The organism is Actinoplanes sp. NPDC089786 (assembly GCF_040684855.1).
Taxonomy (GTDB): domain Bacteria; phylum Actinomycetota; class Actinomycetes; order Mycobacteriales; family Micromonosporaceae; genus Actinoplanes.
In genome coordinates this window covers 1,238,104-1,262,675 of record NZ_JBFBGU010000001.1, presented here as the reverse complement: position 1 = coordinate 1,262,675, position 24,572 = coordinate 1,238,104, and the positions used below count along the sequence as shown (strand labels likewise).

Genomic DNA, 24,572 nt, shown 5'->3' with positions numbered 1-24,572 from the left:
CCTCCCAGACTCACAAGTGACGACGGAGCCGGATCCAGCGGTAGCCGTATCCCGCGATGTCCAACTTATCCAGCGCGCCGGGATCCGAGTACTCCTGATCGGCCAGCACGTCGTTGGGGGACTCCGCGTCCTCGGCGAGGCTACTCAGATCGACGACGCCAGGATTGTTGCACAGGTTGTGCACAAACACCATGGTGCCGGTCGCGTCGTCGGCGCGATGCACCAGCACGCCCTCCGGCACCGGCACGTCGACGTGCTTGCAGCTGCCGCTGCCGACCTCGGGACACTCGCGCAGGGTGCGGATCATCCGCTCGAACCACGACAGCAGCGACTGCGGGTCGTGCCGCTGGAGGGTCACGTTGACCGTCTCGAACCCGTAGTCGCCGCCGGAGATCACCGGACGGACGAGATCCTTGGGCTGGGCGGTCGAGAACCCGCCGTTGGCGAGCAGGTTCCACTGCATCGGCGTACGGATCGCATTGCGCCCGTCCTGGGCCAGGTCGTCGCCCATCCCGATCTCGTCGCCGTAACGCAGCACCGGGGTGCCGCGGAGGCTGAACTGCAACGAGTACGCCAGTTCCAGATGCCGCCGGTCGCCGCCGAGCATCGGGGCCAGCCGCCGCCGGATGCCCCGGCCGTACAGCTGCATGTTCTCGTCCGGCCCGAACTTGGCGAACACCTCGGCCCGCTGGTCGGCGGTGAGCCGGGACAGGTCGACCTCGTCGTGGTTGCGCAGGAAGGTGGCCCACTGGCCGCCGTCCGGCAGCTTCGGGGTGTCCTGGAGCGCGTCGACGATGCCCTCCGGGTTCTCCCGGGCCAGCGCCAGCATCAGGCGGGTGTTCAGCATGAAGTCGAAGAGCATGTGGATGCGGCTGGACGAGCCGCCGGCGTCGCTGAAGAACTTGGTCAGCTCGGCCGGCTCGACGTTGGCCTCGGCCAGCAGCACCGTGTCGCCCTTGCGCCACTGCACGTGCTGGCGCAGATCGCTGAGGAAGTCGAGGTCCTTGGGCGAGTCGGGGTTGCCCGGCTCGGTCTGCTCGATGATGAACGGCACCGCGTCCATCCGGAACCCGGCCACCCCGAGCTGGAGCCAGAACGAGCAGATCTTCTTGATCTCCTCGCGTACCTCGGGATTGTTGATGTTGAGGTCGGGCTGGAACTTGTAGAAGCGGTGGTAGTACCAGAGGCCGGCCTTGCGGTCCTTGGTCCAGGTGGTCGCCTGCTCACCGGGGAAGACCATGCCCTGGTGGCGGTCGGACGGCGCGGTCTCGGACCAGACGAACCAGTCGCGGTACGGCGAATCGGGCGACTCGCGGGCCGACTGGAACCACGGGTGCTGGTCGGAGGTGTGGTTCACGACCAGGTCGATGATCACCTTGATGCCGCGGTTGCCGGCCTGGTGCAGCAGTTCGGCGAAGTCGCCCAGGTTCCCGAAGCGCGGGTCGACGTTGTAGAAGTCGGAGACGTCGTACCCGTCGTCGCGGTTGGGGGTCGGGTGGATCGGGTTGAGCCAGATGCACGTGACGCCGAGCCGGGCCAGATAATCGAGCCGGCCCATCAACCCGCGGAAGTCACCGCAGCCGTCGCCGTTCGAATCGGCGAACGTGTCCACATCGAGGCAATAGATGACGGCCTTCTCGTACCACCGGTCGCTCATGCCGCCCTTAAGTGACCGGAGCGGCCGCCCCTGAAACGCCGCGGGCGCGCAACCGCTTCTCGGCGATCGCCGCCTGCTCGCGGAGCCGGACCGACTCGGTGGCCAGCGCCTGCGCGCCACGCGCGCTGAGCCGGTAGTAGCGGCGCAGCCGGGACTGCACGATCTCTTCCCGGTCGACCTCGATCAGACCGTCGCCGCGCAGCCGGTCGAGGGCGGCGTAGAGGGTGCCGGCGCGCAGCTTGACCCGGCCACCGGTCATCGTCGCCACGTCTTCGATCACCGCGTAACCATGCTGGGGGCCGGCGGCGAGCGCGGTCAGGACCAGGAACGTGGGCTCCCGCATCGGCGTGTCGGTCATGCCGATGAGCATATACCGATGATCGGCATATCGACGATCAGAATCCTTCCAGGTTTCGTGGGTACGTTCGAGATCTATGGCGGAAACAGACCTCAGTCAGGCGGGCGGGCTCACCGGGTGGGTGGCGTCCGTGATCGAGTCACTGGGCGAGGCCGGCGTCGGCCTGCTCGTCGCCCTGGAAAATCTGATCCCGCCCATCCCCAGCGAGATCGTGCTCTCCATGGCGGGTTATCTGGCCGGCGAGGGCAGCGTCAACGTGGTGCTGGTCTGGATCGCGGCCACGGCCGGGTCGGTGATCGGCGCGCTCGCGCTCTACTGGCTCGGGTACGCGCTCGGCGAGGACCGCCTGAAACGCTGGCTGGACCACGTGCCCCTGGTCGACCTGAGCGACCTGAACAAGGCGGACCGGTGGTTCGAGCGGCACGCGAGGAGTTCGGTGCTGTTCGGCCGCTGCGCGCCGGTCGTGCGCAGCCTGGTCTCCATCCCGGCCGGCGCCAACAAGATGCCGCTGGGGATCTTCACGATGCTGACCGCGATCGGCAGCGGCGTGTGGAACCTGCTCTTCGTCGGGGGCGGCTACCTGCTGGGCTCCCGCTGGCAGCGGGTCGAGCAGTACAGCCACTGGATCGACTACGCGGTCTACGCCTTCCTGGGTGTCGCGATCGTCTGGTGGGTGACCAAGAAGGTGCGGCAACGGCGAGCGGCCGCCAGTCCGGTGGACTGACGGCCGCGGCCGGAGGCGCCTCAGAAGCCGGCGCTGATCTTGGTGAACTCCCACGGCTCCTGGTTGATGCTGGAGCAGTGCGAGACGGCGCCGGTGCTGCCGTCGGTGCACTTCCGGTCCCGGTTGACCGCCCAGAAGGTGAAGCGGGCCAGGCCCTTGCCCTTGGCGTAGTCGCGGATCCGCGTCCAGGTCTGCGGCGTGGTGATCTCGCTCTGGTCGGACACACCGTTCATGCCGGAGATGCCCATGTGCGCGTACGCCTGCTGGTCGCTCCAGCCGAACGTGGACCGGAGCTGGTTCTTCAGGCCCTCGGTGGCCCCCACGGTGGCGTTGTACATGTCGCCGCCACCGACGCCGAAGTCGAACGGCATCTGGGTGAAGATGTCGATGTTCGCGTTCTTGGCCTTGGCCTGCTGGATCAGCCGGATGCCGTGCGCGTTCGGCCCGGTCGGCGTGGTGCCGAAGGTGAGGATCGTCTTCACGTTCGGGTTGTTGCGCTTGATGATGGCCAGCGCGTCGACGATCCGGTCGGCCACCGTGTAGTTCTCGAACTCGTCGGTGTTCTCGATGTCGATGTCGATCGCGTTCAGGCCGAGTGTGTCGATCACCTTCTGGTACGCGCCGGCCAGGGCCTGCGGGGTCGAGCAGTTCGGGCCGAGCTTGTTGCCCTGCCAGCCGCCGATCGACGGGACCACGCTGCCGCCGGCCGCCTTGATCGCGCTGACCGTGGTGAAGTGCGGCGCGCTGGTCAGGCTGCCGCCGCCGTCCCACACCGGGTTGCAGCCGTTGGCCAGCACGAAGGCGATGGTGAAGGCGCGGATGTTGGTCTCACGCATGAAGCCCGAGATGTCGGTCGGCGGGCTGCCCCAGCCCGGGTAGAGGTAGGGCGCGGACGCCATCTTGGTCCCGCCGGGCGGGTTGTCCGGCGGCGGCGTGGTCGGCGGGTCGGTCGGCGGCGTGGTTCCGCCGCAGACACCCTGGTCGGCCCAGACGTCCCACTGTCCACTGTGGGTGGCGGGGCTGTCGTTCTGGCTCCACCACTTGGCGCGGTAGTTGTGGCCCGACTGGGAGGCGGTGTTGCCGCCGACGTAGACCTGGGAGGCGGTCCAGGCCGGGGCGCACGCCTCGGCCGCGTTGGACGCCGCCATCGGGAGCACGGCCAGCGCCGAGCCCGTCACTGCCACGGCCGCGACCGTGAGCAGTTTGCTGCGGAGTTTCATGGGGATGGGCCCTTCGTACGGGGGGTGGTGGGCAGGACCCGTTCCACATTCGCCGCCGGCGGAACTGCCTCGAAGGCGAATGTGGAACGAGTCCTAGGGCAGGGTGTTGAGGTGGGGGCGAACGGTGTTGGCGAAGGTGTTGCCCGTCGTCATGTCCCAGTTGATCGACCAGGTCATGGCGCCGCGGATGCCCGGGTAGGTCCGCGGGGGCTTGAAGGAGCCGCAGTTGGTGGCCCTGGCGAGGCAGTCCAGCGCCTGGTTGACGACGCCGGGCGAGACGTAGCCGCCACCGGCCGCGCCCGGGCTGGCCGGGAGGCCGACCGAGACCTGGTCGGGCCGCAGCCCCTTCTCGGTCTGGATGCAGGCGAGCGCCACGATGAAGTTCACCGTGCCCTGGCCGTAGGCGGCGTTGTTGTCGCAGCCGAGCATCGCGCCGGAGTTGTAGAACTGGGTGTGGACGACGGTGAGGATGTCCTTGATGTCCAGCGCCAGCTTGAAGTACGACCCGGCCGGGTTCTGCATGTCGATGGTCTGCGGCGCCATCGTGATGATCAGGTTCGCGCCGACCCGGCTGCGGACGCTGCGCAGCGCCTGGGCCATGTAGGTCGGGTTGAGCCCGTTCTCCAGGTCGATGTCGACGCCGTCGAAGCCGTACTCGTTGATCAGGTTGACGATCGAGTTGGCGAAGGTGGTGGCCGCGCCCGCGTCGCCCACGCTGACCGTGCCACGCTCGCCGCCGACCGAGATGATCACCTTCTTGCCGCGCGAGTGCAGCGTGGCGATGTCGGCCTTGACGTTGGCGTTGGTGTAGCCGCCGAGGGCCGCGCTCAGGCCGGCGTCGACGTTGAACGACACCGCGCCCGGCGTGCCGGTGGCGTCCGCGAAGGCCACCGCGATCAGGTCGTAGCCGGCCGGCACGGCGCTCAGCCGGTACTCGTTGGCCGGGTTGTCGAAGTTGTGCCAGTAACCCGTCAGGAAGTGCTTGGGCAGCGGGTCGCCGGGGTTGCCGGGCGGCGGATCGGTGGGCGGATCGGTCGGGGGGTCGGTCGGCGGGGTCGTTCCGCCGCCACAGGCGCCCTGGTCGGCCCAGACGTCCCACTGTCCGCTGTGGCTGGACGGGCTCTCGTTCTGGGTCCACCACTTGGCGCGGTAGTTGTGACCGTTCTGCGAGGCGAGGTTGCCGCCGACGTACACCTGCGTGGCGCTCCACGCGGGTTCACAAGCGACCGCGGCGTTCGCGGCCGAGGCCAGATAGACGGCCGAGCCGCCGGCGAGGAGCGCGGCGGCCAGACCTAGAGCGAGGGAACGGCGCATGGGGGGTGCCCCTTCCAGGATCAGAGGTCCCGTAATTATTAGGACTGTTAACTGATCCTGGCAAGAGGCACCCTTCGATATCTACCTACGGAATTGGATCCAGTTGACGTTCACGAAGTCGGCCGGCTGACCGCTGGCGAAGGTCAGGTACACGGTGTGTGCGCCCGAGACGTTGCCGACGTTGCCCGGAATCGAGGTCCAGTTCTGCCAGCCGCCGGTGTTGCCGAGGGCGAAGCTGCCGATCGGCGCGTTGCTCCGGCTGTCGACCCTGACCTCGATCAGGCCACTGACCCCGCTTGCGGCGCCGGAGGCCACCCGGGCGACGAAGTCGCGTACCCCGCCCGAGCCGAAGTTGACGTTGTTGAACTGGAGCCAGTCGCCGTTGCCGATCCAGCCGACGTCCTGACCGCCCTCGGAGCAGGTCTCGGTCTGGGTGCCGGCCGAGGCGTTGGCCGACTCGGCCTCGATCCGCGCGAACGCGTCGCGCGAACCACCCGGCGGCGGGTCGGTGGGCGGCGTCGAGCCACCGCCGCGGCTGTAGACCGCGACGTAGTCGACCAGCATCGAGCGGCCGGAGACGGTCGCCGCGGTCGGTGTGGAGGACCCCGCGACGCCGTTCGGGAAAGCGCCGCCCATGGCCACGTTGAAGAGGATGAAGTAGCCGGCGTGCGAGGTCATGTTCGACCAGTACGGCTCGCCGACCTGACTCTGCGTCACGGTGTGGGACTGCACTCCGTCGACGTACCAGCGCAGCTGGTTGGGCGAGACGCTGGTGTCCCACTCGATCGAGTAGGTGTGGAAGTTGCCCTGGCAGGTGCTGTTCGGGCAGGGCCGGTTGGTGCCCAGGCCGAGCGTCTCGTTGCACGGGCCGCCCGGGTTGACGCCGCAGTGCAGGGCGTTCCAGACCGCGTTGATCCCGTTGACGTTCTCCATCACGTCGAGCTCGCCGATGCCCGGCCAGTTCTGGTAGTTGCCGCGGTAGGGCGCGCCGAGGGCCCAGAACGCCGGCCAGTAGCCGGCCGCCTCGGCGCCGGTCACGTTCGGCATCTGGAGCCGGCTCTCGATGCGCAGCACCCCGCCGGACGGGGGCTTGAAGTTGCTGCGCGTGGTCTCGATGCGGCCCGAGGTCCACTGACCGTTACTGCCCTTGATCGGCGTGATCCGCAGGTTGCCGGAGCCGTCGTGGGCCAGGTTGGCGGTCGAGTTGGTGTACGTCTGTATCTCGCCGGTGCCCCACTGCGCGGGACCGCCGGGATACGCCGTACCGGTGTCGATGATCCAGTCGGAGGAGTTCGGCAGGGTGTTCGCCGAGCCGGTGAAGTCGTCGGCCCAGACCTGCGACCAGCCGGACGGTGGCGGTGGCAGGGCGGCGTCGGCGGTCGCGGCGGCGACGAGGGAACCGGCACCGAGGGCGAGGGTGGTCGCGGCTACGGCGAGTAGCCGTCTTCTTCTACTCATGGGGATTCCTTCGGGGATGTGAGAGCGCTCTCACGGGAGTTTCAGCCGCGTTACGAGCCGTTGTCAATATGCATATGTGTCTATGCCCAGGCGTTCGGGTAACCGAGCCCGCATGAGCGACGCCACGACGATCTCCGACGAGCTGGCCGACCGGGCCGAGTCGCAGGACCTGCTGACCCTGGGGGTCGAGGAGGAATACCTGCTCGTCCACGCGACCGAGCCGCACGCCGTGGAGGCCGTCGAGGACGTCTTCGACCAGATCCCGGACGCGATCCGGGAGTCGGTGCAGCACGAGTTCCAGCGCAGCCAGATCGAGGTGGCCAGCCCGCCCCAGCTCGCCCTGCCGGCCCTGCACGAGGCGATGCGCGGCCTCCGCGGCGGCGTGGCCGAGGCGGCCGAGCGGGCCGGCGTACGCCTGATCGCGATCGGATCCGCGCCGGCGCCCGGCGAACCGGCCCGGACCACCGACAAGCCCCGCTACGACCGGATGCGTGAGCGCTTCGGCAACCTCTCCCCCGGCCAGGGCATGAACGGCATGCACGTGCACGTCTCGGTGCCCGACCCGGAGACCGGCGTGCAGGTGCTCAACTTCCTGCGGCCGTGGCTGCCGGTGCTCCAGGCGGCCACCGCGAACTCGCCGCTCTCCGACGGCCAGGACACCGGCTACGCCAGCTGGCGCTCGATGATGTGGGAGCGCTGGCCCACCGTCGGCCCCACCCCCTACCTGCACTCCCACCAGCAGTACCTCGAGCTGGTCGAGGCGCTCGAGGCGACCGGCGCGATGCTCGACGAGGGGATGCTCTACTGGTACGCCCGGCTCTCCGCGAGCTACCCGACCGTGGAGATCCGGATGGGCGACGTCTGCCCCACCCTCGACGACGCGATGCTGCTCGCCGCGCTCACCCGCGGCCTGGTCTCGTCGTTCGTGCGCAAGGTCGGCGACGGCCTCCGCGCCCCGGACGTGCCCCAGCCGCTGCTCGCCGCCGCACACTGGCGGGCCGCGCACGACGGGCTCGAGGGCGACAACATCGACCCGGTCACCCAGCGCGTCCGGCCCGCCTGGGCGCTGATGGACGAGCTGTACGAGCTGGCCAAGCCCGAACTGGACCGGCACGGCGACCTGGACACGGTCGACGAGTTGGTGGCGCGGCTGCGCGAGCACGGCACGGGCGCGGCAAGACAACGCGCGGTGTTCGCCGCCCGGGGTAGCGTCGACGACGTGGTGAACTGGCTGGCGGCGACAACGCGCGGACGCACGTCTCCATGACGACCAAGCTCGTCGTCATCGGGGGTGACGCGGCCGGCATGTCCGCGGCGTCGCAGGCGCGCAAACTGCTCGAGGACGACCTCGACGCGGTGGTGTTCGAGCGCGGTCACTTCACGTCGTATTCGGCGTGTGGCATTCCGTACTGGATCGGCGGCGCGGTCGCGGAGCGTGACTCGCTGGTGGCCCGGACGCCGGAGCAACATCGGGCCAACGGCCTCGACGTCCGGCTCCGGCACGAGGTCGTCGGCCTCGACCTCGACCGGCGCGAGGTCGTCGCCCACGACCTCGAAGGCGGCGGCGAGGTCCGGGAGGGCTTCGACCATCTGATGTACGCGACCGGCGCGGTCCCGAAGACACCGCCGTGGGCGCTGGCTCCCGGCGTCTTCGGCGTGCAGACGCTGGACGACGGCGACGCGATCCATCGCTGGCTGTCCACGCACGAGGCCCACCACGCGGTCGTCATCGGCGGCGGCTACATCGGCGTCGAGATGGCCGAGGCGATGGTGCAGCGCGGGCTCGAGGTGACGCTGCTGGAGAAGTCGCCACAGCCGATGAAGGCCACCGTGGACCCCGACATGGGCGCGCTGGTGCACGACGCGATCGAGAAGCAGGGCATCGACGTACGCACGGACGCCCACGTGAGCGGCCTCGCCCTGCGGGACGGGCGGGTGCGTGGCGTCGTCACGCCCGAAGGCACCCTGCCGGCCGACATCGTGGTGCTCGGTCTCGGCGTACGCCCGAACACCGATCTCGCCGCCCGCGCCGGCCTCCCCCTCGGCGTGACCGGCGGGCTGATGACCGACCTGCGGATGCGGGTGCGTGGCGAGGACGGCCCGCTCGACGGGATCTGGGCGGCCGGCGACTGCGTGCAGACCATCCACCGGGTCAGCAAACGTCCCGTGCACGTGCCGCTCGGCACCCACGCCAACAAGCAGGGCCGCGTGGCCGGCATCAACATCGGCGGCGGGTACGCCACCTTCCCCGGCGTGATCGGCACGGCGGTGACCAAGGTGTGCGAGCTCGAGGTGGCCCGCACCGGCTTGTCGTCGGCCGAGGCTTCCTCCGCCGGGTACGCCTTCGTAACGGCGTCGGTCGAGTCGACCAGCCGGGCCGGCTACTACCCCGGCGCGGCGCCGATGACGATCAAGCTGATCGCCGAGAAGCGCACCGGCCTGCTGCTCGGCGCCCAGATCGTCGGGCGTTCCGAGGCCGCGAAACGCATCGACGCCCTGGCCATCGCGGTCTGGAACCGGATGACCGTCGAGGAGATGACCGCCCTCGACCTCGGCTACGCGCCGCCGTTCGCGCCGGTCTGGGACCCGGTGCTGATCGCCGCGCGCAAGGCCGCCGACGCCCTCTAGCTCTTCTGCTGATCGCCGCCGTCGCGGCCGCCGGGCCGGCCACGACCTGGATCTCCTGACACCCGTTGTACCCGTCGTGCGACGTATCAGCCGACGGACCCTGCTCACCGCCGGATCGGTCGCGGTCACCGCGGCCGCGGCCGGCCTCTACCTCCGCGAGAACCGCGGCCCGGCCCAGGTGATGCCGACCGCGCCGGCCGGCGACGAACGCCTCACCCAGGAACACTCCGAGGCCCGCGGCCGGACGGTCGACTTCTACACCGCGGTCCCCGACGGCTACGGCGACGGCCGCGGCCTGCCGGTGTGCCTGATCCTGCACGGCGGCTCGAAACGCCCGGCCGACTTCGCCGGGCTCGGGCTGGGCCGCTTCCTCACCGAGGCGGTCCAGCGCGGCGCGGCGCCGTTCGTGCTGGCCGGGGCCACCGGCGACCAGCTCGCCTGGAAGCCGCACGGCGACGACGACCCGCAACGCATGGCGCACGAGGAGATCCCCGCCTGGTGTGCGGCCCGCGACTTCGACACCACCCGGCTGGCCGCCTGGGGATGGTCCATGGGCGGCTCCGGGGCCCTGCTGCTGGCGGCGACGTTCCCGTCGTTCGTACGCGCGGTCGCCGCCTTCTCCCCCGCCGTCGCACCCGGCGACGCCGTCTTCCGGGCCGCTCCCAATCTCCGGCCGACCCCCATCGGCCTGTGGTGCGGCCGAGACGACAACCTCTACGACAACGTCCGGGCCCTGCCGGTGAGGCGCGCCGCGGGCAGCTACGGCGACGGCAACCACAACTTCGCCTACTGGAGCACGGCCATCCCCGCCGCCTTCGACTTCATCGCCGCCACCCTCAGCAGCGCCTAACATCGGCTGTCATGAATGAGGCCACGGTCCGCCTGCGTCCCGTCGATGAACGTGACCTGCCGATGCTGCAACGCTTCGCGGTCGAGCCCGGGCTGATCGGCCTGGACTGGAAAGGTTTCCGTGACCCCCGGGCCGTGGCCCGCCGCTTCGCCGAGGACGGCTTCCTCGGCCCCGACGGCGGCCGCCTGATCGTCGAACCCGGCGAGACCGTGGCGGCCGGCTACGTGACCTGGACGGCCGGGACCTTCGACGGGCTGACCCGCCACTGGGAGATCGGCATCGCCCTGCTCCCCGAGTGGCGGGGCCGGGGTTTCGGCTGGCGAGCGCAGGCCATGCTGTGCGACTACCTGTTCACCCACACGCCGGTGCAACGCATCCAGGCCGGGACCCACGCGGAGAACATCGCCGAGCAGAAGTCCTTGACGAAGGCCGGCTTCCACCTCGAGGGCGTCGTCCGTTCCTGCGAGTTCCGAGCCGGCGATTGGCGCGACGGCCACCTCTACAGCCGCCTCCGCACCGACCCGTCCCCGTGGTGAGACGACCGGTCAACCGGCGGCCTTCGGACGCCGCGCGCCGACCGTCCGCGACTCGCTCGCCGTGTTCGTTGACCTCACCGACCTGCGCCAAACCGCTGGAACGCGGTGTGCTCCTGACTCGCGCAAACGGAATCGGACGGTCAAGGGTTACCGAGTCGCTCACAGATCGCCGATGAAGTCACAAACAATCGTTCTCGCGGATCTGGTGCGTGCACGTCACCTGCCGGCTTGCCGGGCCAGGCGGGCATACGCGCTCCCTCGAAGGGGATGTCACCCCGCGGCGGTCGTTTTCCGCCTCGCGATGTACGCGGCGGCCTGCCCCTCGAGATACTCCCTCGAAGGGCAGCCCTCGCGTTCGTCCGGCCGGCCGAACCAGTCGGACAGCCACGACCAGGCGATGTGCCCGGTCTCGGCGCGAGGCTGTCGGGCGAGCGGCCAGGCGCCGGAGATCCACACCAGGGAACGCAGGTCGGCGGTGGTCATGTCGGCGTAGCGGTGCAGGACGGCGCCGATAGTGCCGAGGAGCCGGTCGTTCATCGGTTCGGCGGGCTCGTTCTGGCCGAGTTCGACCCGCACGCCGTCGGGGTGGTCTGGAGGGGCTCTGCGAACAAGGGAGTGCCGGTGTCGGCGAGGTGGTGGCCGGGGTGACCACGCAGGACAACCCGGAACGGGGGCAGGGAGGGTGACCTGCGACCAGCCCGCGTGTGGGCCACGGCGACCGTGCGGTGAGCGTACCCATCGAATGGGTACCGTGAGGGCGTGCCTGAAGGTCACACGATTCATCGGCTCGCCGCGCGCCATCGGGAGCTTTTCGCCGGGGCGACCGTTGCCGTCTCCAGTCCGCAGGGGCGCTTCACCGCGGGGGCCGCGCTGGTCGACGGGCGGGTGTTGGAGGCGGCCGAGGCCTACGGCAAGCACTTGTTGCATCGGTATGACGGCGGGCTGTGGGTGCATGTGCATCTGGGGCTGTACGGGAAGGTCAGCGACGGGGAACTGCCCGCGCCGGCGCCGGTGGGGCAGGTGCGGATGCGGATGGGCAGTGATCGCCACTGGCTGGATCTGCGGGGGCCCACGGCGTGTGAGGTGTTCGACGAAGGGCAGGTCGGCGGGCTGATCGCGCGGCTGGGGGAAGACCCGCTGCGGGAGGGGTCCGAGAATCCGGGCAAGGTGGTGCTCGGCAGTGGGCGGCCGGTGTTCGCGCTGTTGATGGATCAGTCGATTGTGGCGGGGTGTGGGCTGATCTATGCCAATGAGGTGCTGTTCCGGGCCGGGGTCGAGCCCACGACCAAGGGGCGGGAAGTGGCGCCCGAGTTGTGGGAGGCGATGTGGACGGATCTGCGCGCGCTGATGGGCGAGGGCGTGGTCAAGGGGCGGATCGACACCGTGCACACCGCGCACACGCCGGAGGTGATGCGGCGGGCGCCGAGGGTCGATCGGCATGGTGGTGAGGTCTACGTCTACCGCCGGACGGGGCAGCCGTGCCTGGTGTGCGGGACGCCGATCGCGCGCAGCGAGCTGGCGGCGCGCAACCTCTACTGGTGTCCTAGCTGTCAGCGGCCACCGGCGGCAGCGAGGCCCCGACGGGCGGCACGCCCAGCTCGAAGTTCGCGCTGAGCCACGGCAACAGCTGGGCGTACGCCATGATCGTGTCGGGCTGGTTGAAGTCGTGTGACAGCACGATCGCGCCGGGCTTGACCGACTTCTGAACCTCGGTCACCACCCGCTTGACGTGCGCCTCGTCGTTCTCGCCCTTGCCGTGTTCCCAGTCGCGCGGGTCGACCTCCCAGTAGAGCGAGCGCATCCGCTCCTGGTAGGCCACCTGCACCAGGCGGTCGGAGAAGTTGCCGCCGGGCGCCCGGAAGAACGGCACCTCGGAGCCGGGCGCGGCGGCCTGGATCGCGGCGTTGGTGCGCTCGAGGTCGGCGCGGATCTGGCCGGGCTTCTTCTTGCCGATCTTCAGGTCGTGGTCCCACGTGTGGTTGCACAGCGTATGTCCCGCCGCGACGATCTGGCGGACGATCTCGGGGTGCTTCTCGACCTGCTCGCCGACCAGGCAGAAAGTGGCCTTTACGTCGTACTCGGCCAGCATCGACAGGATCAGCGGCGTCTGCACCGGGTCGGGACCGTCGTCGAAGGTCAGCGCCACCGTGCGGGACCCGGTGGTGCGCAGCGACCGGTTCGGGCCGTCGCCGGGCGGCACCTCGACGAGCGGCGCCTCCGAGGACGGGGGCGCGCTCTGTGGCGGGGTGACCGGCTGCTTGGCCCCGGGGGCACCGCCGGGCGGCTTGGCCTTGGCCGGCTGGTCGTGCTGTTCGGGCCGGCCCGGCTTGGCGCCGCCCGCGTCGGGGGCCGCGCCGCCGGTCTGTGGCGTGCGGGCCGCCTGCTCGGCCACCGTCGACCGGCCGGCGACGGTCACCGGATCGTTCGGGCTCGCGGTTCGCGCGACCGGGATCATCACCAGCGTCAGGCCGACCGCGACCAGGCCGGCCAGCAGCGCCTGCTGCTTCGGCCGACCGGCCAGCACCCACGCCTCGAGCGGCAGCGTGCCCGGCGCGCGGTGGGAGCCCATGACCGGCCGCTCACCGTCGGCGTCGCGGGTGGTCAGCGACCGCACGGTGATCGAGAACGGGTCGCCCGGGCGCACATGGCGGCCGCGTCGCCGGCGCTTCGGCCCCGAGGTCGTCTCGGTGGCCGCACGCGTCGTGGGCCGGCGCGGCATGGTGTCGGCCAGCGTCTCGGGCCGCCGGTGCCGCCCGCCGGGCTCGCCATCGAGCGAGTGTCTGGGCAGGTGGGTAGCCGCCATTTGGGGGGATGGCGTCGGCAGCATCCGTAATGACTACCGTGCCCCCTGGCCAGCCGCCATACCGCATCGGTGATCATCAACTCACCGAGCGTGATCTTCCCCGGTCAGAGCACTACCCTTCAAACCCATTTAATGGTTACGCACGACTTAAATCGACCGTGGCCCACGCGCAAGGCAGTCGGCGGTCACCCCCTTTGCCCCCGTTCCAGGTTGTCCCGGGTGGTCACCCGCGACCACTGTCGATCGCAGGATGAAGCCGTCCTCCAGGCGGAAGCCCTGCCGATAGGACAGTTCCGCCACATGCGTGTCGCACCAGGCGCAACCCTCGCACCGCTCCGAGGCCGGGGTCCCACATGGAGTAGTAAGGCCATCAGCCCGGTGGCGGCCCACCCATCCGGACCGGTCAGCGTGAGCGTGGCGTCCACCTCGACCATCGGCAGGCGGCACCGGGCCGCGGCCGCGCCGCCGATCTCGCGCATCGTCTCGCGGGGCCCGAAGCCGGGCCGGCCTGCGCGCGAGAAACGTCGGCCAGGGGCGCCGATCCGGGTGGCCGGATCCGCACAGACCGAAGCCGACGCCGGTCAGCACCAAGGCGGGCAGCCGATCGGTCAGGTAGCCGGCGGTCAGCAAGAACGTCTCGGCAGCGCCAGGCCCGACGATCAGCAACCGGCGAACCTGCGGCCACCGCCCCGGGCTGTCGCTTCTCAGGCCGCGGTCGAAAATCGGCCGCGGCGCCGCCACCTCCCCCCACCCCTGTCATGGGTGGGTGGAACGTAGCGCGGCGGTACGACGATTTCGGCCCGTCGTCCACAGGGGAGTGTTGCTGTGGATAACAGGCCCCTGGTCGACCGGGTGCGAGTGCGATCGCGCGGGTGTCGCGGGGATACGGCAGCGCCGGCCCGATGACGCCCCACGGCGCGATCAGAGGTGTCTTGGCCGACCACCGCCAGCCCTGAGCCGGCCAGAACGGATCTCGACGACCGTGACGGTGCCGACGTGGACCCGCCGGCCGGCCCGTACCGCCCACCACGAACGGCCGGCTCGATCAGGATCGCGCGGATCTCGAGCTCCAGCGACTGGCCGTAAACGTCGGCGCGGGGCGTGAGGCGCGAGCGTTAAGCGCGAGCGTGAAACACGAGCGTGAAACACGAGCGGGTGTGGAGCTTGGTCGAACACGTCGATCAGGTGGTGAGAGTCGAGGGCAGGGACGTTGACCACCCGGGACAACCCGGCGGGTGGGCAGGGAGGGTGACCATCGACTGGCCGGCGGGTGGGCCACGGCGGGGTTGGGCCCGGCGTACCGGAAAAGGGCTTTGGATCTGAAGAACCGAGGGCTATCTGAAGAACCGAGGGCTGAGGAAGCGGCGCGGGGTGAGGTTTTGACCTTGGGGCTGGGGGGTGGGGCAGGATGGGGCCATGGGTGGGTCGGTGGCGTTTGTGCTTGGGGGCGGGGGTGTGCTCGGCGCCGTTGAGGTGGGGATGTTGCGGGCGCTGTTCCGGGGTGGGTTTCGGCCTGATGTGGTGGTCGGGACGTCGATCGGGGCGGTGAACGGGGCGCTGGTCGCGGCCGAACCCAGTGAAGGGTCGACGGATCGGCTGGTGCGGCTGTGGACGTCGCCGGAGGCCGCGGCCGTCTATGGGGATTCGATCGGGCGGCAGATGCGGCGGTTCGCGGCCCGGACCCATCTGCACTCGCCGCTGCCGCTGCGCAAGCTGCTGGAGAGTGAGCTCGGCGAGAACTCGGTGTTCGCCGACCTGAAGATCCCGTTCCGGTGCTGCGCCGCCAGCATCGAGCGGGCCGCCGAACACTGGTTCGACAGTGGGCCGCTGGTCGACGCCGTGCTGGCCTCGTCGGCCGTGCCGGGGCTGCTGCCGCCGATGGAGTTGAACGGCGAACACTTCGTGGACGGCGGCATCGTCAACTCGGTCCCGATCGGTGAGGCCGTGCGGGTCGGGGCCAAGCTGATCTTCGTCCTTCAGGTGGGGCGGATCGAGCGCCCGCTGGCCGTGCCGAAACGGCCGTGGGAGGTGGCTCAGGTGGCGTTCGAGATCGCGCGGCGACACCGGTTCGCGCGTGAGGTTGCGGCGCTGCCCGACGATGTGGCCGTGCATGTGCTGCCGACCGGCGGCGGGGAGAGCCGGGACGACTCGCCCTGGGCCTACCGTGACATGGCCGCCGTCGGGCGCCGGATCAGCCGGGCCTACACGGCGTCGCGCCGCTACCTGGACGAGCACCTGACCGCGGGCGGCGACTGATGCCGCCGATCTGGGTTCGCCGCGTGGTCTTCGCGCCGGTCCTGGTCGTGGTCGCCGTCGCGCTGCTGGCCACGCTGCCGATCTGGCTGATCGTGGCGCTGGCCCTGTCACCGTTCATGCCGGGGCATCTGCGGGTGCCGCGGCTGGTCTGGCTGGCCGTCGTCTACGTGGTGTGGGACGCGGCCGCCCTGGTGACCCTGTTCGTGCTCTGGGTGGCGTCCGGCTTCGGCGCGGCCATCCGCTCACCGGGCTTCCAGCGCGCCCACTACGCGGTGACCGGCGCCTTCCTGCGGTTCCTGTTCTGGATCGCGCGCTGGTCGCTGCACCTGAAGGTGGACGTGGTCGGCACCGACCCGGACACCGCGCTGCCGGGGCGGCCGGAGATCGTGGCCAGCCGGCACGCGGGGCCGGGCGACTCGTTCATCCTGATCCACGCCCTGGTCAACTGGTTCGCCCGCGAGCCACGGATCGTGCTGAAGGCGACCCTGCAGTGGGACCCAGCCGTCGACGTGCTGCTGAACCGGCTGCCCAACCGCTTCATCCTGCCCGGCAAGGTCGCCTCGGACACGCTGGAGCAGGAGGTCGGCGCGCTGGCCGACGGGCTGGACGACAACGACGCGTTCGTGATCTTCCCGGAGGGCGGCAACTTCACGCCGCGGCGGCGGGTCCGGGCGATCGAGCGGCTGCGCGCCCGTGGCCTGCCCGACCTGGCCGAGCGGGCCGAGGACCTGCGACACCTGCTGCCGCCGAAGCCGGGCGGGCTGCTCGCCGCGATCGACGCCGCCCCCGACTCCGGTGTTGTCTTCGTCGCGCACACCGGACTCGACCGGATGGTCACCGTCGCCGACATCTGGCGTGAGCTGCCCATGGACAAGAAGCTGGTGATGCGCTTCTGGAGCGTGCCGCCGGAGGAGATCCCGGCGACCGAGCAGGAGCGCATCACCTGGCTGTACGACTGGTGGGCGAGGATCGACGAGTGGATCAGCGCGAACCAGCCGTCGCCCCTCGCCTACCGCTACTTGCCGCCCAAGGTCGAGTAGAGGTCGGCCGGGGCCTCGACGACCTCGGCGGCGGCCGGCTTCAGCTCGGGCACGGTCACGCCGTAGTCGGTGTAGAGCACCTCGAGCGGCTCCACCTGCTGGCCGTTGACCGCCGGCAGCTGGATGGTCAGCGCGGACAGCCGGCCCTGCTCGTCAAGCCCGGCCGTGAACGGCACCTTCTGCGCCGTCGAGCCGTACTTCTGGATGGTCAGCTGGTCGACGCCGGCCAGCCCGCTCGCCTTGGTCAGGTCGAGGGTGCCCTTGAACTCACGCGGCGAGGACTGCGTCACGTCGGTGGTCGAGGACAGCAGCTGGGCGGTGTTGGCCGGGTCGATCTGGCCCGGCTTGAGGCCCAGGTTGGCGCCCTCGGGCAGCCGGGACATGTCGATCCGGGTCCAGGTGCCGGCCTTGGTCACGCCGGGGACCTGCACGTACAGATCCTGCCCGATCAGCCGGGTCTGCACCGTGATCTCGGTGTTGCTGCCGGTTGCCTTCATCTCGGCCGAGGCCTTGCCGCCGGGTGCGTCCATCTGGCCGGTCAGCTTGAAGCCCGGCCCCGAGGTCATGGTGACCTTGAAGCTGGTGTTGCCGAGAGCGGCCGTGGCCTGGCCGAGGGCCTGGGCGGCGGCCGGGTCGGCGGCGGTGGACGCGCTCTCGGTCGGCGTCGACGAAGAAGGTGTGCCGGGGTCCGTGGGGCTCGCCGGATCACATCCCGCCACGAGTGCGGTGGCGGCCAAAAGAGCCAGCACGGATCGGGTCCGCATATCGGTCCTCCCCAGGAATGCCGGCGTCCGTTTGACACCGGCGCGGCACCGATGTGCCCAAAACGGCGGCGGAACAAACGAGCCCCGATTTCGCCTGCTCGCAGGCAGGCGGCATGATGGCCCGAGGTAATCGCGCGCGCCCAGGGAGTCATCAGTGAGATTCGAGGTCAGCAAGGTCCTCGACGCCATCGAGGCCCGGCTCACCACCGACCCGGCGCTGGCCCGCGCCGTGGTCGATCTGTCCGAGGTGGTCCGGTACGCCGATCTCGACGGCGGCCGTCCCGCCAGCATGCTGCGACTCGGCCTGGTCATCGACGCGCTCGGCCGGCACGTGGCCGAGGAGAGCGTCCCGGTGTACGCGGTGGCGCCGCGCGGCCTGCTCTCCGACGCCGACCTCACGTCGAACGAGCGCATGGTGATCCGCCGCTGGGCCGACGACGGCGTCATCGAGGTGGTGCCCGAGATGGGCGACCGGGTGCTCGAGGTGGCCGAGCTGATCGGCCTGCCGGTGCTCACCCGCAACCGCGCCGAGCAGTTCCGCGACCGTCGCCCGTGGGTCGACGAGCCGGGCCGGCTGCTGGCCGCGGTGCCCGGCGCCGGTGGCCCGGTGCTGGTGGCCCGGGTCGGCCGCGGCGAGATCCCGGCCGTCGGCGAGCCGTCCCCGATGGGCGCGAAGCTGCTGGCCCGGGTGTGGCGCTGCGCCGAGCCGAACTGTTCCAACTTCGGCGGCGGCGACTCGGACAGCCCGTTCGCCGACATGCGCAAGACGGCCAACCCGGTGGCCCAGCCGCCGCCGGCGATCAAGGCGGGCGCCCCGTCCTGCCCGCGGCACGGCACCCGGCTCACCGACGCCGGCCCGCGCCCGCGGGTCGAGGTGCTCTCGGTCCGCATCGACGACGTCAACCGGCGCCGGTTCGTGGTCGCCGACGGCCAGCCGGTCGTGGTCGGCCGCGCCCCCGACGGCAACGACGGCGTGATGCTCGGCCAGTGGCTGACCGAGGACGCCCGCAAGTGGATCAGCCGCGGCCACGCCAAGTTCTCCCTGAACGGCGAGGACCTGACCGTCCAGGACGTCTCCACCAACGGCACCGGCGTGCGGCCCGGCGGGTCGGGGGACGACGACGACCGGGTCACCCTGGCCCGCGATGAGGTGCGGGTGCTGGCGCCCGATGATGTCGTCGAGCTCTACGCCGGTGTCAACGTGGGCCGGGCCAAGCTGTGGGCGAACGGCGGCGTGAGCCAGCCGACCTCGGTCATGTCCGACGCGCCGACCATGGCCATCCGCAAGTTCGAGCGCTAGAGAATCTCGCGCATCTTCGCCAGCGCGAGGTCGATCTCCGCCTCGGTGATCACCAGCGGCGGCGCGAGGCGGATGGTCGAGCCGTGGGTGTCCTTCACCAGGACACCCTTGGCCGCGAGCCGCTCGCACGCCTCGCGCCCGGTCATCAGGGACGGGTCGATGTCGACGCCGGCCCAGAGCCCGCGGCCGCGCACGGCGACGACCCCGGTCAGCGCGGCCAGGCCCTCGTGCAGGCGGCGGCCGAGCCGCTCCGACCGCTCCTGGAACTCGCCGGTCCCCAGCAGCTTGACCACCTCGGCGCCGACCGCGCAGGCCAGCGGGTTGCCGCCGAACGTGGAGCCGTGTTCGCCCGGCTTCAGCACGCCCAGCACGTCCCGGTTCGCGGCCACCGCCGACACCGGCACGATGCCGCCGCCCAGCGCCTTGCCCAGCACGTACATGTCGGGCACGACGTCCTCGTGCTCGATCGCGAAGGTGCGGCCGGTGCGGCCCAGCCCGGACTGGATCTCGTCGGCGATCATCAGCACGTTGCGGTCGGTGCAGGCCGCGCGTACGCCGGCCAGGTAGCCGGCCGGCGGCACGAGCACGCCGGCCTCGCCCTGGATCGGCTCCAGCAGCACGGCCACGGTGTGGTCGTCGATCGCCGCGGTCAGCGCGTCCAGGTCGCCGTAGGGCACGATCGTGAAGCCCGGCGTGTACGGCCCGAAGTCGTCCCGCGCGTCGGCGTCGGTCGAGAAGCTGACGATCGTCGTCGTCCGCCCGTGGAAGTTATTCTCGGCCACGATGATGTTCGCCCGGCCGTCGGGCACGCCCTTGACCTGGTAACCCCACTTGCGGGCGACCTTGATCGCGGTCTCCACCGCCTCGGCCCCGGTGTTCATCGGCAGCACCAGGTCTTTGCCGCACAGCTCGGCCAGCCCGTGGCAGAAGCCGGCGAACTGGTCGTGCACGAAGGCGCGGCTGGTCAGCGTGACCCGGTCGAGCTGGGCGTGCGCGGCGGCGATCAGCCCCGGGTGGCGGTGGCCGAAGTTCAGGGCCGAGTAGCCGGCCAGGAAGTCGAGGTAGCGGCGGCCGTCGACGTCGGTGACCCAGGCGCCCTCGGCCTCGGCGATCACCACGGGCAGTGGGTGGTAGTTGTGGGCGGTCCAGCGCTCGGCGTCGGCGAGCTCCCCCGGCGTACGCAGATCCACTGTCGTCATCCGAACCTCCAAGAGTGCGGCGCCTCGAACCGCGCGCTCCGGAGACGGCGGGTGGCCATGACCGCAACGGTATGCGGGAAACCCCGGCCGGCGCCGCAGATCAACCTTGCTCGCCACGATCAGTTCGTTGCGTTGCCGCCCATGCGACCAGCGATTCATTGCGCGGAAGGGCCGACACCCCGCATCGGGTGTCGGCCCTGTCCAGTCTTTCCAGCGCATCGCCGGAACATTTCGGGGCGGGTCCGGCCAAGGCCGTCCCGGTTCCGTAATGGTGCTATACCCCTAGAAACGGTTAACAAACTGTGCGTCAAGCCACTCGCGAGCGGTATTGACAGGCTGCATGTCGGTGCCGAGCCAGCTGAGCGAGCCGGTCAGGGCGAGGATGCCGACGACGATCGCGGCCAGCGACAGCACCATGCCGAGCAGGGCGTCGGACTTGCCGGCGACGTGCCGGCGGCCGGTGGCGTGGATGCCGCTCAGCGAGAGGATCAGGGCGAGCACGGCGACGCCGAGGCCGTAGCCCAGCAGCGGGCCGGAGAGCACCAGGAGCGCGCCGACGACGCCCAGGACCAGGCCGAGCGTGGCCAGCAGGCTGGCGCGGGGCTTAGGTCCGGCCGGAGCGACCCGGTCCTCGCGTACGCGATCTTGTTCGAGCGTGGTGGCCGTGGTGTCGCTGTCGGTGGTGGTCGTCGTGTCGCGGGGCGCGACCTTGGCCCGGCCACCGTCCTGCTCACGTGTCGCCGCCCCGCCCGGCGTCCGGAAGTGGCGGGTGGTGGTCTCGTCGGGCTTGGCCACCGTGCTCGTGCCGGCGGCGGGCCGCTCTTCGGTCGGTGTATCGGTAGCGGACTGGCGGGAGAACGTAGGGAGCCTCATCGTCAGCACACCTCCTCAGCGAGTCGGGGTTGCCCCACCACCTACCCCGAACCACCAAACGCAAAACGGGCACCAGGTGCGGTGCCCGTCTCGCGGTGGTGCGTATCGGTCAGGCCGGCATCGGCGCCGGGGTCGAGCCGACGTCGCTGGCGCTGCGGATCACGTGGTCGATCAGGCCGTACTCCTTGGCCTCCTGAGCCGTGAACCAGCGGTCGCGGTCGGAGTCGCGCTCGATCTCCTCGGGCGTGTGACCGCTGTGGAAGGCGATCCGCTCGTTCATCACGGTCTTGATGTGGAGCATGCTCTCGGCCTGGATGGCGATGTCGGCCGCGGTGCCGCCGATGCCGCCGGAGAGCTGGTGCATCATCACCCGGGCGTGCGGCAGCGCGTACCGCTTGCCGGCCGTGCCCGCGCAGAGCAGGAACTGCCCCATCGAGGCGGCCATGCCCATCGCGATCGTGGCGACGTCGTTCTTGATGTACTGCATGGTGTCGTAGACGGCCATGCCCGCGCTGATCGACCCGCCCGGCGAGTTGATGTACAGCGCGATGTCCTTCTCACTGTCGGCCGACGCCAGCAGCAGGAGCTGGGCACAGATGCGGTTGGTCACCTCGTCGTTCACCTCGGAGCCGAGGAAGATGATCCGCTCCCGGAGCAGCCGCTCGAAGACCTGGTCATCGAAGGAGGCGCCGCCCGCCCGCATGGAAATCTCGTCAACGTTCATGGACCAACCCTCTCACCTATTCGGATCCCCTCCACCTTCCCCCGCCCCAGGCCACCCAGCCCAGCGATTCACCTCTGGGCGAAGTCCGCTCTCGGCATAACCAGCGAACTCGCCGCCGATCAAGATCAACACCAGGCTGAGGTACGCGCGACGCAACCCGGGCGTGGCACACACGCCAGGCCGTAGGTGGTCACCCCCGCTGCCCCCGCGCCGGGTTGTCCTGCAACCCACCCCGGTGCAACCATCGTCGCCGTGCCTCTAGCCCGACGCGTCCTCCTCGGCGCCGGAGTGGCCGCCACGCTGAGCGGCTGCGGCCCGTCCGCCCGCCCCGCCTCGTCATGGGTGGACAGCCCGTCGGCCGCGCCGTCAGCGCCACCGAAGGTGACGACAGCGCCGGCGAAGAAGGCGCCCTACGCCGCCGACGTCGAGGCGGTGCTGCACAAGTACCTGCGCCCGACCAAGGACAACCCGGCCCACCCGGGCTATGCCGGCGCCGTCGCCCTGGTCGTGGCCGACGGCGCGACCCGGGTCGAGGTCGCGGCCGGTGACGCGGTCCGGTACGCCGCGGGGCCGGTGGAGCTGCCGAAGAACAAGCGCGTGCCCATGCGGACCGACGCGATCTTCGATCTTGCCTCGATCACCAAGGTCTACACGGCTTTGATGGCGCTGCGGCTCGTCGACCAGAAAAAGCTCGACCTCGACGCGCCGGTCAGCCGCTATCTGCCCGAGTTCGGCAAGGACGACGTGACCGTGGCGATGCTGCTCGCGCACACCGGCGGGCTGCCGGTCGGGGCGGGTAGGGCGAGCTGGGCCCAGGTGCCGCGGATCCCGCTGGTCGACGGCGCGGTGCCGGGCCGGACCTTCCGCTACTCCAGCGTCGGGCTGATGGTGCTCGGCCAGCTGGTCGAGAAGCTCACCGGCCGGACCCTGGACAAGGCGCTGCGGGAGCAGATCACCGGGCCGCTCGGGCTGCGGGACACCGGGTTCGAGCCGCTCGGCTGGGCGGCGAAGGGCCGGCTGGTGGCGACCGACGCCCGCACCTCACGCGGGTTGTTGCGCGGCGTGGTGCACGACGACGTCTGCGCGCGGCTCGGCGGGGTGGCCGGGCACGCCGGGATCTTCGGTACGGCCCGGGACGTCGCCGTCATCGGCCGGATGCTGCTGGACGGTGGGGCGTACCAGGGGAAGCGGATCCTCTCCGCCGAGATCGTGAAACGCGCCCTGACCAACGTGAACCGGGGCAAACCGGCGATCGACCAGGAGCGGCCGGACCGGTCGGCCGACCACGGGCTGGGCGTCGAGATCAACCAGCCCTGGTTCATGGGCGAGCTGGCCTCGCCGAGCAGCTTCGGGCACACCGGGTTCACCGGCACGTCGCTGCTGATCGCGCCGGAGCGCGGGCTGGTCGTGGTGCTGCTGACCAACCGCGCGCATCCGAACTGGAGCTGGTCCGACCCGGACGTGCACCGGGTCGCGGTCGCCAACGCCATCGCGAAGAGCGGCTAGGGCAGGGCGTTCAGGAACGGTTCGTGGTTGGTCCGGAACTCCCAGCTGTAGTACTTGTCCCAGTTGATCGACCAGGTCATCAGGCCGCGGAAGCTGGGGTTCGTGCCGCTGCGGGGCGCGTACCCGCCGCAGTTCTGACCCCGGACCAGACAGGTGACCGCCTGCTGGACCCCGGCCGGGCCGACGTAGCCGTTGCCGGCGCTGACCGACGACGGCGCGCCGAACGCGATCTGATCTTCACGCAGCGCCGGGAACTGGTTGGCCGCGTTGCCGGCCACCGGGAAGCCGGCCAGCAGCATGTCGGTCATCGCGATGTGGAAGTCGGCGCCGCCCATGTTGTGGTACTGGTTGTCCAGCCCCATGATCGGCCCGGAGTTGTAGTCCTGGACGTGCAGCACCGTGAGGTCGTTGCGCATCGCGTAGATGACCGGCAGGTAGGAGCCCGCCCGCGGGTCCTGCCCGCCCCACGGCCCGGAGCCGTAGTACTGGTAGCCGAGCTGCACGAAGAACGTCTCGGGGGCCATGGTCAGCACGAACCCGGCGCCGTAGCGGGTCTTCAGCGAGCGCAGCGCCGAGATCAGGTTGACGATCACCGGGCTGGTCGGGTTCTTGAAGTCGGTGTCGCCGGTGTTCAGCGACAGCGAGTGGCCCTCGAAGTCGACGTCGACCCCGTCCAGGCCGTACTTGTCGATGATGCCGCCGACCGTCTGGACGAACTTGTCCCGGGCCGCCGTGGTGGTCAGCTGCACCTGGCCGTTCTGGCCGCCGATGGACAGCAGCACCTTCTTGCCGGCCGTGCGCTTGGCGCGGATCGCCGCGATGAACTGCGCCTCGGTCTCGACGCCGGGACACTCGGCGGCCGGGCACAGGGTGAACCGGATGTCACCCGAGGTCGGGGTGGTCGGCTCACCGAAGGCCAGGTTGATGATGTCCCAGTCGGCGGGCACGTCGGACATCCGCAGGTAGCCGGAGCCGTTGGCGAAGCTGGCGTGCAGGTAGCCGATCAGCGCGTGCTTGGGCAGGGTGCTCGAGGGAGGCGGGTCGGTGGGGGGATCCGTGGGCGGATCGGTCGGCGGATCGGTCGGCGGATCGGTCGGCGGGGTGGTGCCGCCGTCGCACACACCCTCGTCGGCCCAGACGTCCCACTGCCCGCTGTGCGAGGAGGGGCTCTCGTTCTGGGTCCACCACTTGGCCCGGTAGTTGTGCCCGGACTGGGAGGCGTTGTTGCCGCCCACGTAGACCTGGGTCGCGCTCCACGGCGCCGCACAGGCGACCGCGGCGCCGGCGCTGGACGCCATAGAGACCACTGACCCGGCCGCCGCCAGCAAGGCGGCCGTAGCCATCACAAGGGATCGACGCATG

At 70.5% G+C, this 24,572-nt stretch carries 22 protein-coding genes; 10 read left to right on the top strand and 12 right to left on the bottom strand.

Going from position 1 to position 24,572, the window contains the following annotated elements; genetic code table 11:
• Window positions 1-10: 10 nt before the first annotated feature.
• Together AB0O15_RS06125 and AB0O15_RS06120 are read right to left on the bottom strand one after the other, a co-directional pair.
• Window positions 11-1,657 carry an alpha-amylase family protein gene (locus AB0O15_RS06125; protein WP_364314683.1) on the bottom strand — a complete coding sequence of 549 codons (1,647 nt, stop codon included), beginning with the start codon at window positions 1,655-1,657 and terminating at the stop codon, window positions 11-13.
• 7 nt (window positions 1,658-1,664) lie between these two features.
• Entirely contained in the window at window positions 1,665-2,015 is a 351-nt protein-coding gene (locus AB0O15_RS06120; RefSeq protein ID WP_364314680.1) for a PadR family transcriptional regulator, read from the bottom strand.
• Window positions 2,016-2,091: 76 nt separating this feature from the next.
• Here AB0O15_RS06120 and AB0O15_RS06115 point away from each other — a divergent pair, with 76 nt between their 5' ends.
• Window positions 2,092-2,739 (top strand): DedA family protein, encoded by a 648-nt coding sequence (locus AB0O15_RS06115; RefSeq protein ID WP_364314677.1) that lies wholly within the window; start codon window positions 2,092-2,094, stop codon window positions 2,737-2,739.
• Window positions 2,740-2,759: 20 nt separating this feature from the next.
• On the opposite strand, the gene AB0O15_RS06110 is transcribed toward AB0O15_RS06115, so the two are convergent.
• The 3 genes from AB0O15_RS06110 to AB0O15_RS06100 all read right to left on the bottom strand — a co-directional run bounded on the left by AB0O15_RS06110 (window position 2,760) and on the right by AB0O15_RS06100 (window position 6,731).
• A complete protein-coding gene (locus AB0O15_RS06110; protein WP_364314675.1) occupies window positions 2,760-3,959 on the bottom strand; it encodes a chitinase in 1,200 nt (399 codons plus the stop codon).
• Between the two features lie 93 nt (window positions 3,960-4,052).
• On the bottom strand, window positions 4,053-5,273 hold the full coding sequence (locus AB0O15_RS06105) for a glycosyl hydrolase family 18 protein (RefSeq protein WP_364314672.1): 1,221 nt from the start codon (window positions 5,271-5,273) through the stop codon (window positions 4,053-4,055).
• Window positions 5,274-5,354: 81 nt separating this feature from the next.
• A complete protein-coding gene (locus tag AB0O15_RS06100) occupies window positions 5,355-6,731 on the bottom strand; it encodes a carbohydrate-binding protein (RefSeq protein ID WP_364314669.1) in 1,377 nt (458 codons plus the stop codon).
• A 112-nt stretch (window positions 6,732-6,843) separates the two neighbouring features.
• Between AB0O15_RS06100 and AB0O15_RS06095 the strand changes: the two genes are divergently transcribed.
• From AB0O15_RS06095 to AB0O15_RS06080, 4 genes are all read left to right on the top strand, one after another.
• Window positions 6,844-7,998, top strand: a complete 1,155-nt coding sequence (locus tag AB0O15_RS06095; protein ID WP_364314667.1) for a glutamate--cysteine ligase — start codon at window positions 6,844-6,846, stop codon at window positions 7,996-7,998.
• A complete protein-coding gene (locus AB0O15_RS06090; protein ID WP_364314664.1) occupies window positions 7,995-9,359 on the top strand; it encodes an FAD-dependent oxidoreductase in 1,365 nt (454 codons plus the stop codon). The genes AB0O15_RS06095 and AB0O15_RS06090 overlap by 4 nt, the downstream gene beginning before the upstream one ends.
• A gap of 76 nt (window positions 9,360-9,435) precedes the next feature.
• Window positions 9,436-10,209 carry an alpha/beta hydrolase-fold protein gene (locus tag AB0O15_RS06085; protein ID WP_364314662.1) on the top strand — a complete coding sequence of 258 codons (774 nt, stop codon included), beginning with the start codon at window positions 9,436-9,438 and terminating at the stop codon, window positions 10,207-10,209.
• Between the two features lie 11 nt (window positions 10,210-10,220).
• Window positions 10,221-10,745 (top strand): GNAT family protein, encoded by a 525-nt coding sequence (locus AB0O15_RS06080; RefSeq protein ID WP_364314659.1) that lies wholly within the window; start codon window positions 10,221-10,223, stop codon window positions 10,743-10,745.
• 270 nt (window positions 10,746-11,015) lie between these two features.
• On the opposite strand, the gene AB0O15_RS06075 is transcribed toward AB0O15_RS06080, so the two are convergent.
• On the bottom strand, window positions 11,016-11,321 hold the full coding sequence (locus AB0O15_RS06075; protein ID WP_364314656.1) for a hypothetical protein: 306 nt from the start codon (window positions 11,319-11,321) through the stop codon (window positions 11,016-11,018).
• A 183-nt stretch (window positions 11,322-11,504) separates the two neighbouring features.
• Here AB0O15_RS06075 and AB0O15_RS06070 point away from each other — a divergent pair, with 183 nt between their 5' ends.
• Window positions 11,505-12,359, top strand: coding sequence for a DNA-formamidopyrimidine glycosylase family protein (locus tag AB0O15_RS06070; protein WP_364314654.1), 855 nt, complete (start codon window positions 11,505-11,507; stop codon window positions 12,357-12,359).
• Here AB0O15_RS06070 and AB0O15_RS06065 read toward each other — a convergent pair.
• A complete protein-coding gene (locus AB0O15_RS06065) occupies window positions 12,289-13,548 on the bottom strand; it encodes a polysaccharide deacetylase family protein (RefSeq protein WP_364314652.1) in 1,260 nt (419 codons plus the stop codon). The two genes, AB0O15_RS06070 and AB0O15_RS06065, sit on opposite strands and share 71 nt — an antisense overlap.
• Before the next feature lie 1,416 nt (window positions 13,549-14,964).
• Between AB0O15_RS06065 and AB0O15_RS06060 the strand changes: the two genes are divergently transcribed.
• Together AB0O15_RS06060 and AB0O15_RS06055 are read left to right on the top strand one after the other, a co-directional pair.
• Complete coding sequence (locus AB0O15_RS06060) at window positions 14,965-15,804, top strand: patatin-like phospholipase family protein (RefSeq protein WP_364314649.1); 840 nt, start codon at window positions 14,965-14,967, stop codon at window positions 15,802-15,804.
• Complete coding sequence (locus AB0O15_RS06055) at window positions 15,804-16,844, top strand: 1-acyl-sn-glycerol-3-phosphate acyltransferase (protein WP_364314647.1); 1,041 nt, start codon at window positions 15,804-15,806, stop codon at window positions 16,842-16,844. Before AB0O15_RS06060 ends, AB0O15_RS06055 begins: the two co-directional genes overlap by 1 nt.
• Here the strand turns inward: AB0O15_RS06055 and AB0O15_RS06050 are convergent.
• The gene (locus AB0O15_RS06050; RefSeq protein ID WP_364314646.1) at window positions 16,820-17,608 is read right to left on the bottom strand and encodes a hypothetical protein; all 789 of its coding nucleotides are present in this window, start codon (window positions 17,606-17,608) and stop codon (window positions 16,820-16,822) included. The genes AB0O15_RS06055 and AB0O15_RS06050 overlap by 25 nt on opposite strands.
• Before the next feature lie 154 nt (window positions 17,609-17,762).
• On the opposite strand from AB0O15_RS06050, the gene AB0O15_RS06045 reads away from it, so the two are divergent.
• Entirely contained in the window at window positions 17,763-18,908 is a 1,146-nt protein-coding gene (locus AB0O15_RS06045) for an FHA domain-containing protein (protein WP_364314643.1), read from the top strand.
• On the opposite strand, the gene rocD is transcribed toward AB0O15_RS06045, so the two are convergent.
• From rocD to AB0O15_RS06030, 3 genes are all read right to left on the bottom strand, one after another.
• The gene (rocD, locus tag AB0O15_RS06040) at window positions 18,905-20,107 is read right to left on the bottom strand and encodes an ornithine--oxo-acid transaminase (protein ID WP_364314640.1); all 1,203 of its coding nucleotides are present in this window, start codon (window positions 20,105-20,107) and stop codon (window positions 18,905-18,907) included. The two genes, AB0O15_RS06045 and rocD, sit on opposite strands and share 4 nt — an antisense overlap.
• A 282-nt stretch (window positions 20,108-20,389) precedes the next feature.
• Window positions 20,390-20,980 (bottom strand): hypothetical protein, encoded by a 591-nt coding sequence (locus AB0O15_RS06035; protein ID WP_364314638.1) that lies wholly within the window; start codon window positions 20,978-20,980, stop codon window positions 20,390-20,392.
• A 109-nt stretch (window positions 20,981-21,089) separates the two neighbouring features.
• Window positions 21,090-21,704, bottom strand: coding sequence for an ATP-dependent Clp protease proteolytic subunit (locus tag AB0O15_RS06030; protein ID WP_364314636.1), 615 nt, complete (start codon window positions 21,702-21,704; stop codon window positions 21,090-21,092).
• 252 nt (window positions 21,705-21,956) lie between these two features.
• Here AB0O15_RS06030 and AB0O15_RS06025 point away from each other — a divergent pair, with 252 nt between their 5' ends.
• A complete protein-coding gene (locus AB0O15_RS06025; protein WP_364314634.1) occupies window positions 21,957-23,210 on the top strand; it encodes a serine hydrolase domain-containing protein in 1,254 nt (417 codons plus the stop codon).
• On the opposite strand, the gene AB0O15_RS06020 is transcribed toward AB0O15_RS06025, so the two are convergent.
• Complete coding sequence (locus tag AB0O15_RS06020; RefSeq protein ID WP_364314631.1) at window positions 23,207-24,571, bottom strand: glycosyl hydrolase family 18 protein; 1,365 nt, start codon at window positions 24,569-24,571, stop codon at window positions 23,207-23,209. The two genes, AB0O15_RS06025 and AB0O15_RS06020, sit on opposite strands and share 4 nt — an antisense overlap.
• Window position 24,572: the final 1 nt, after the last annotated feature.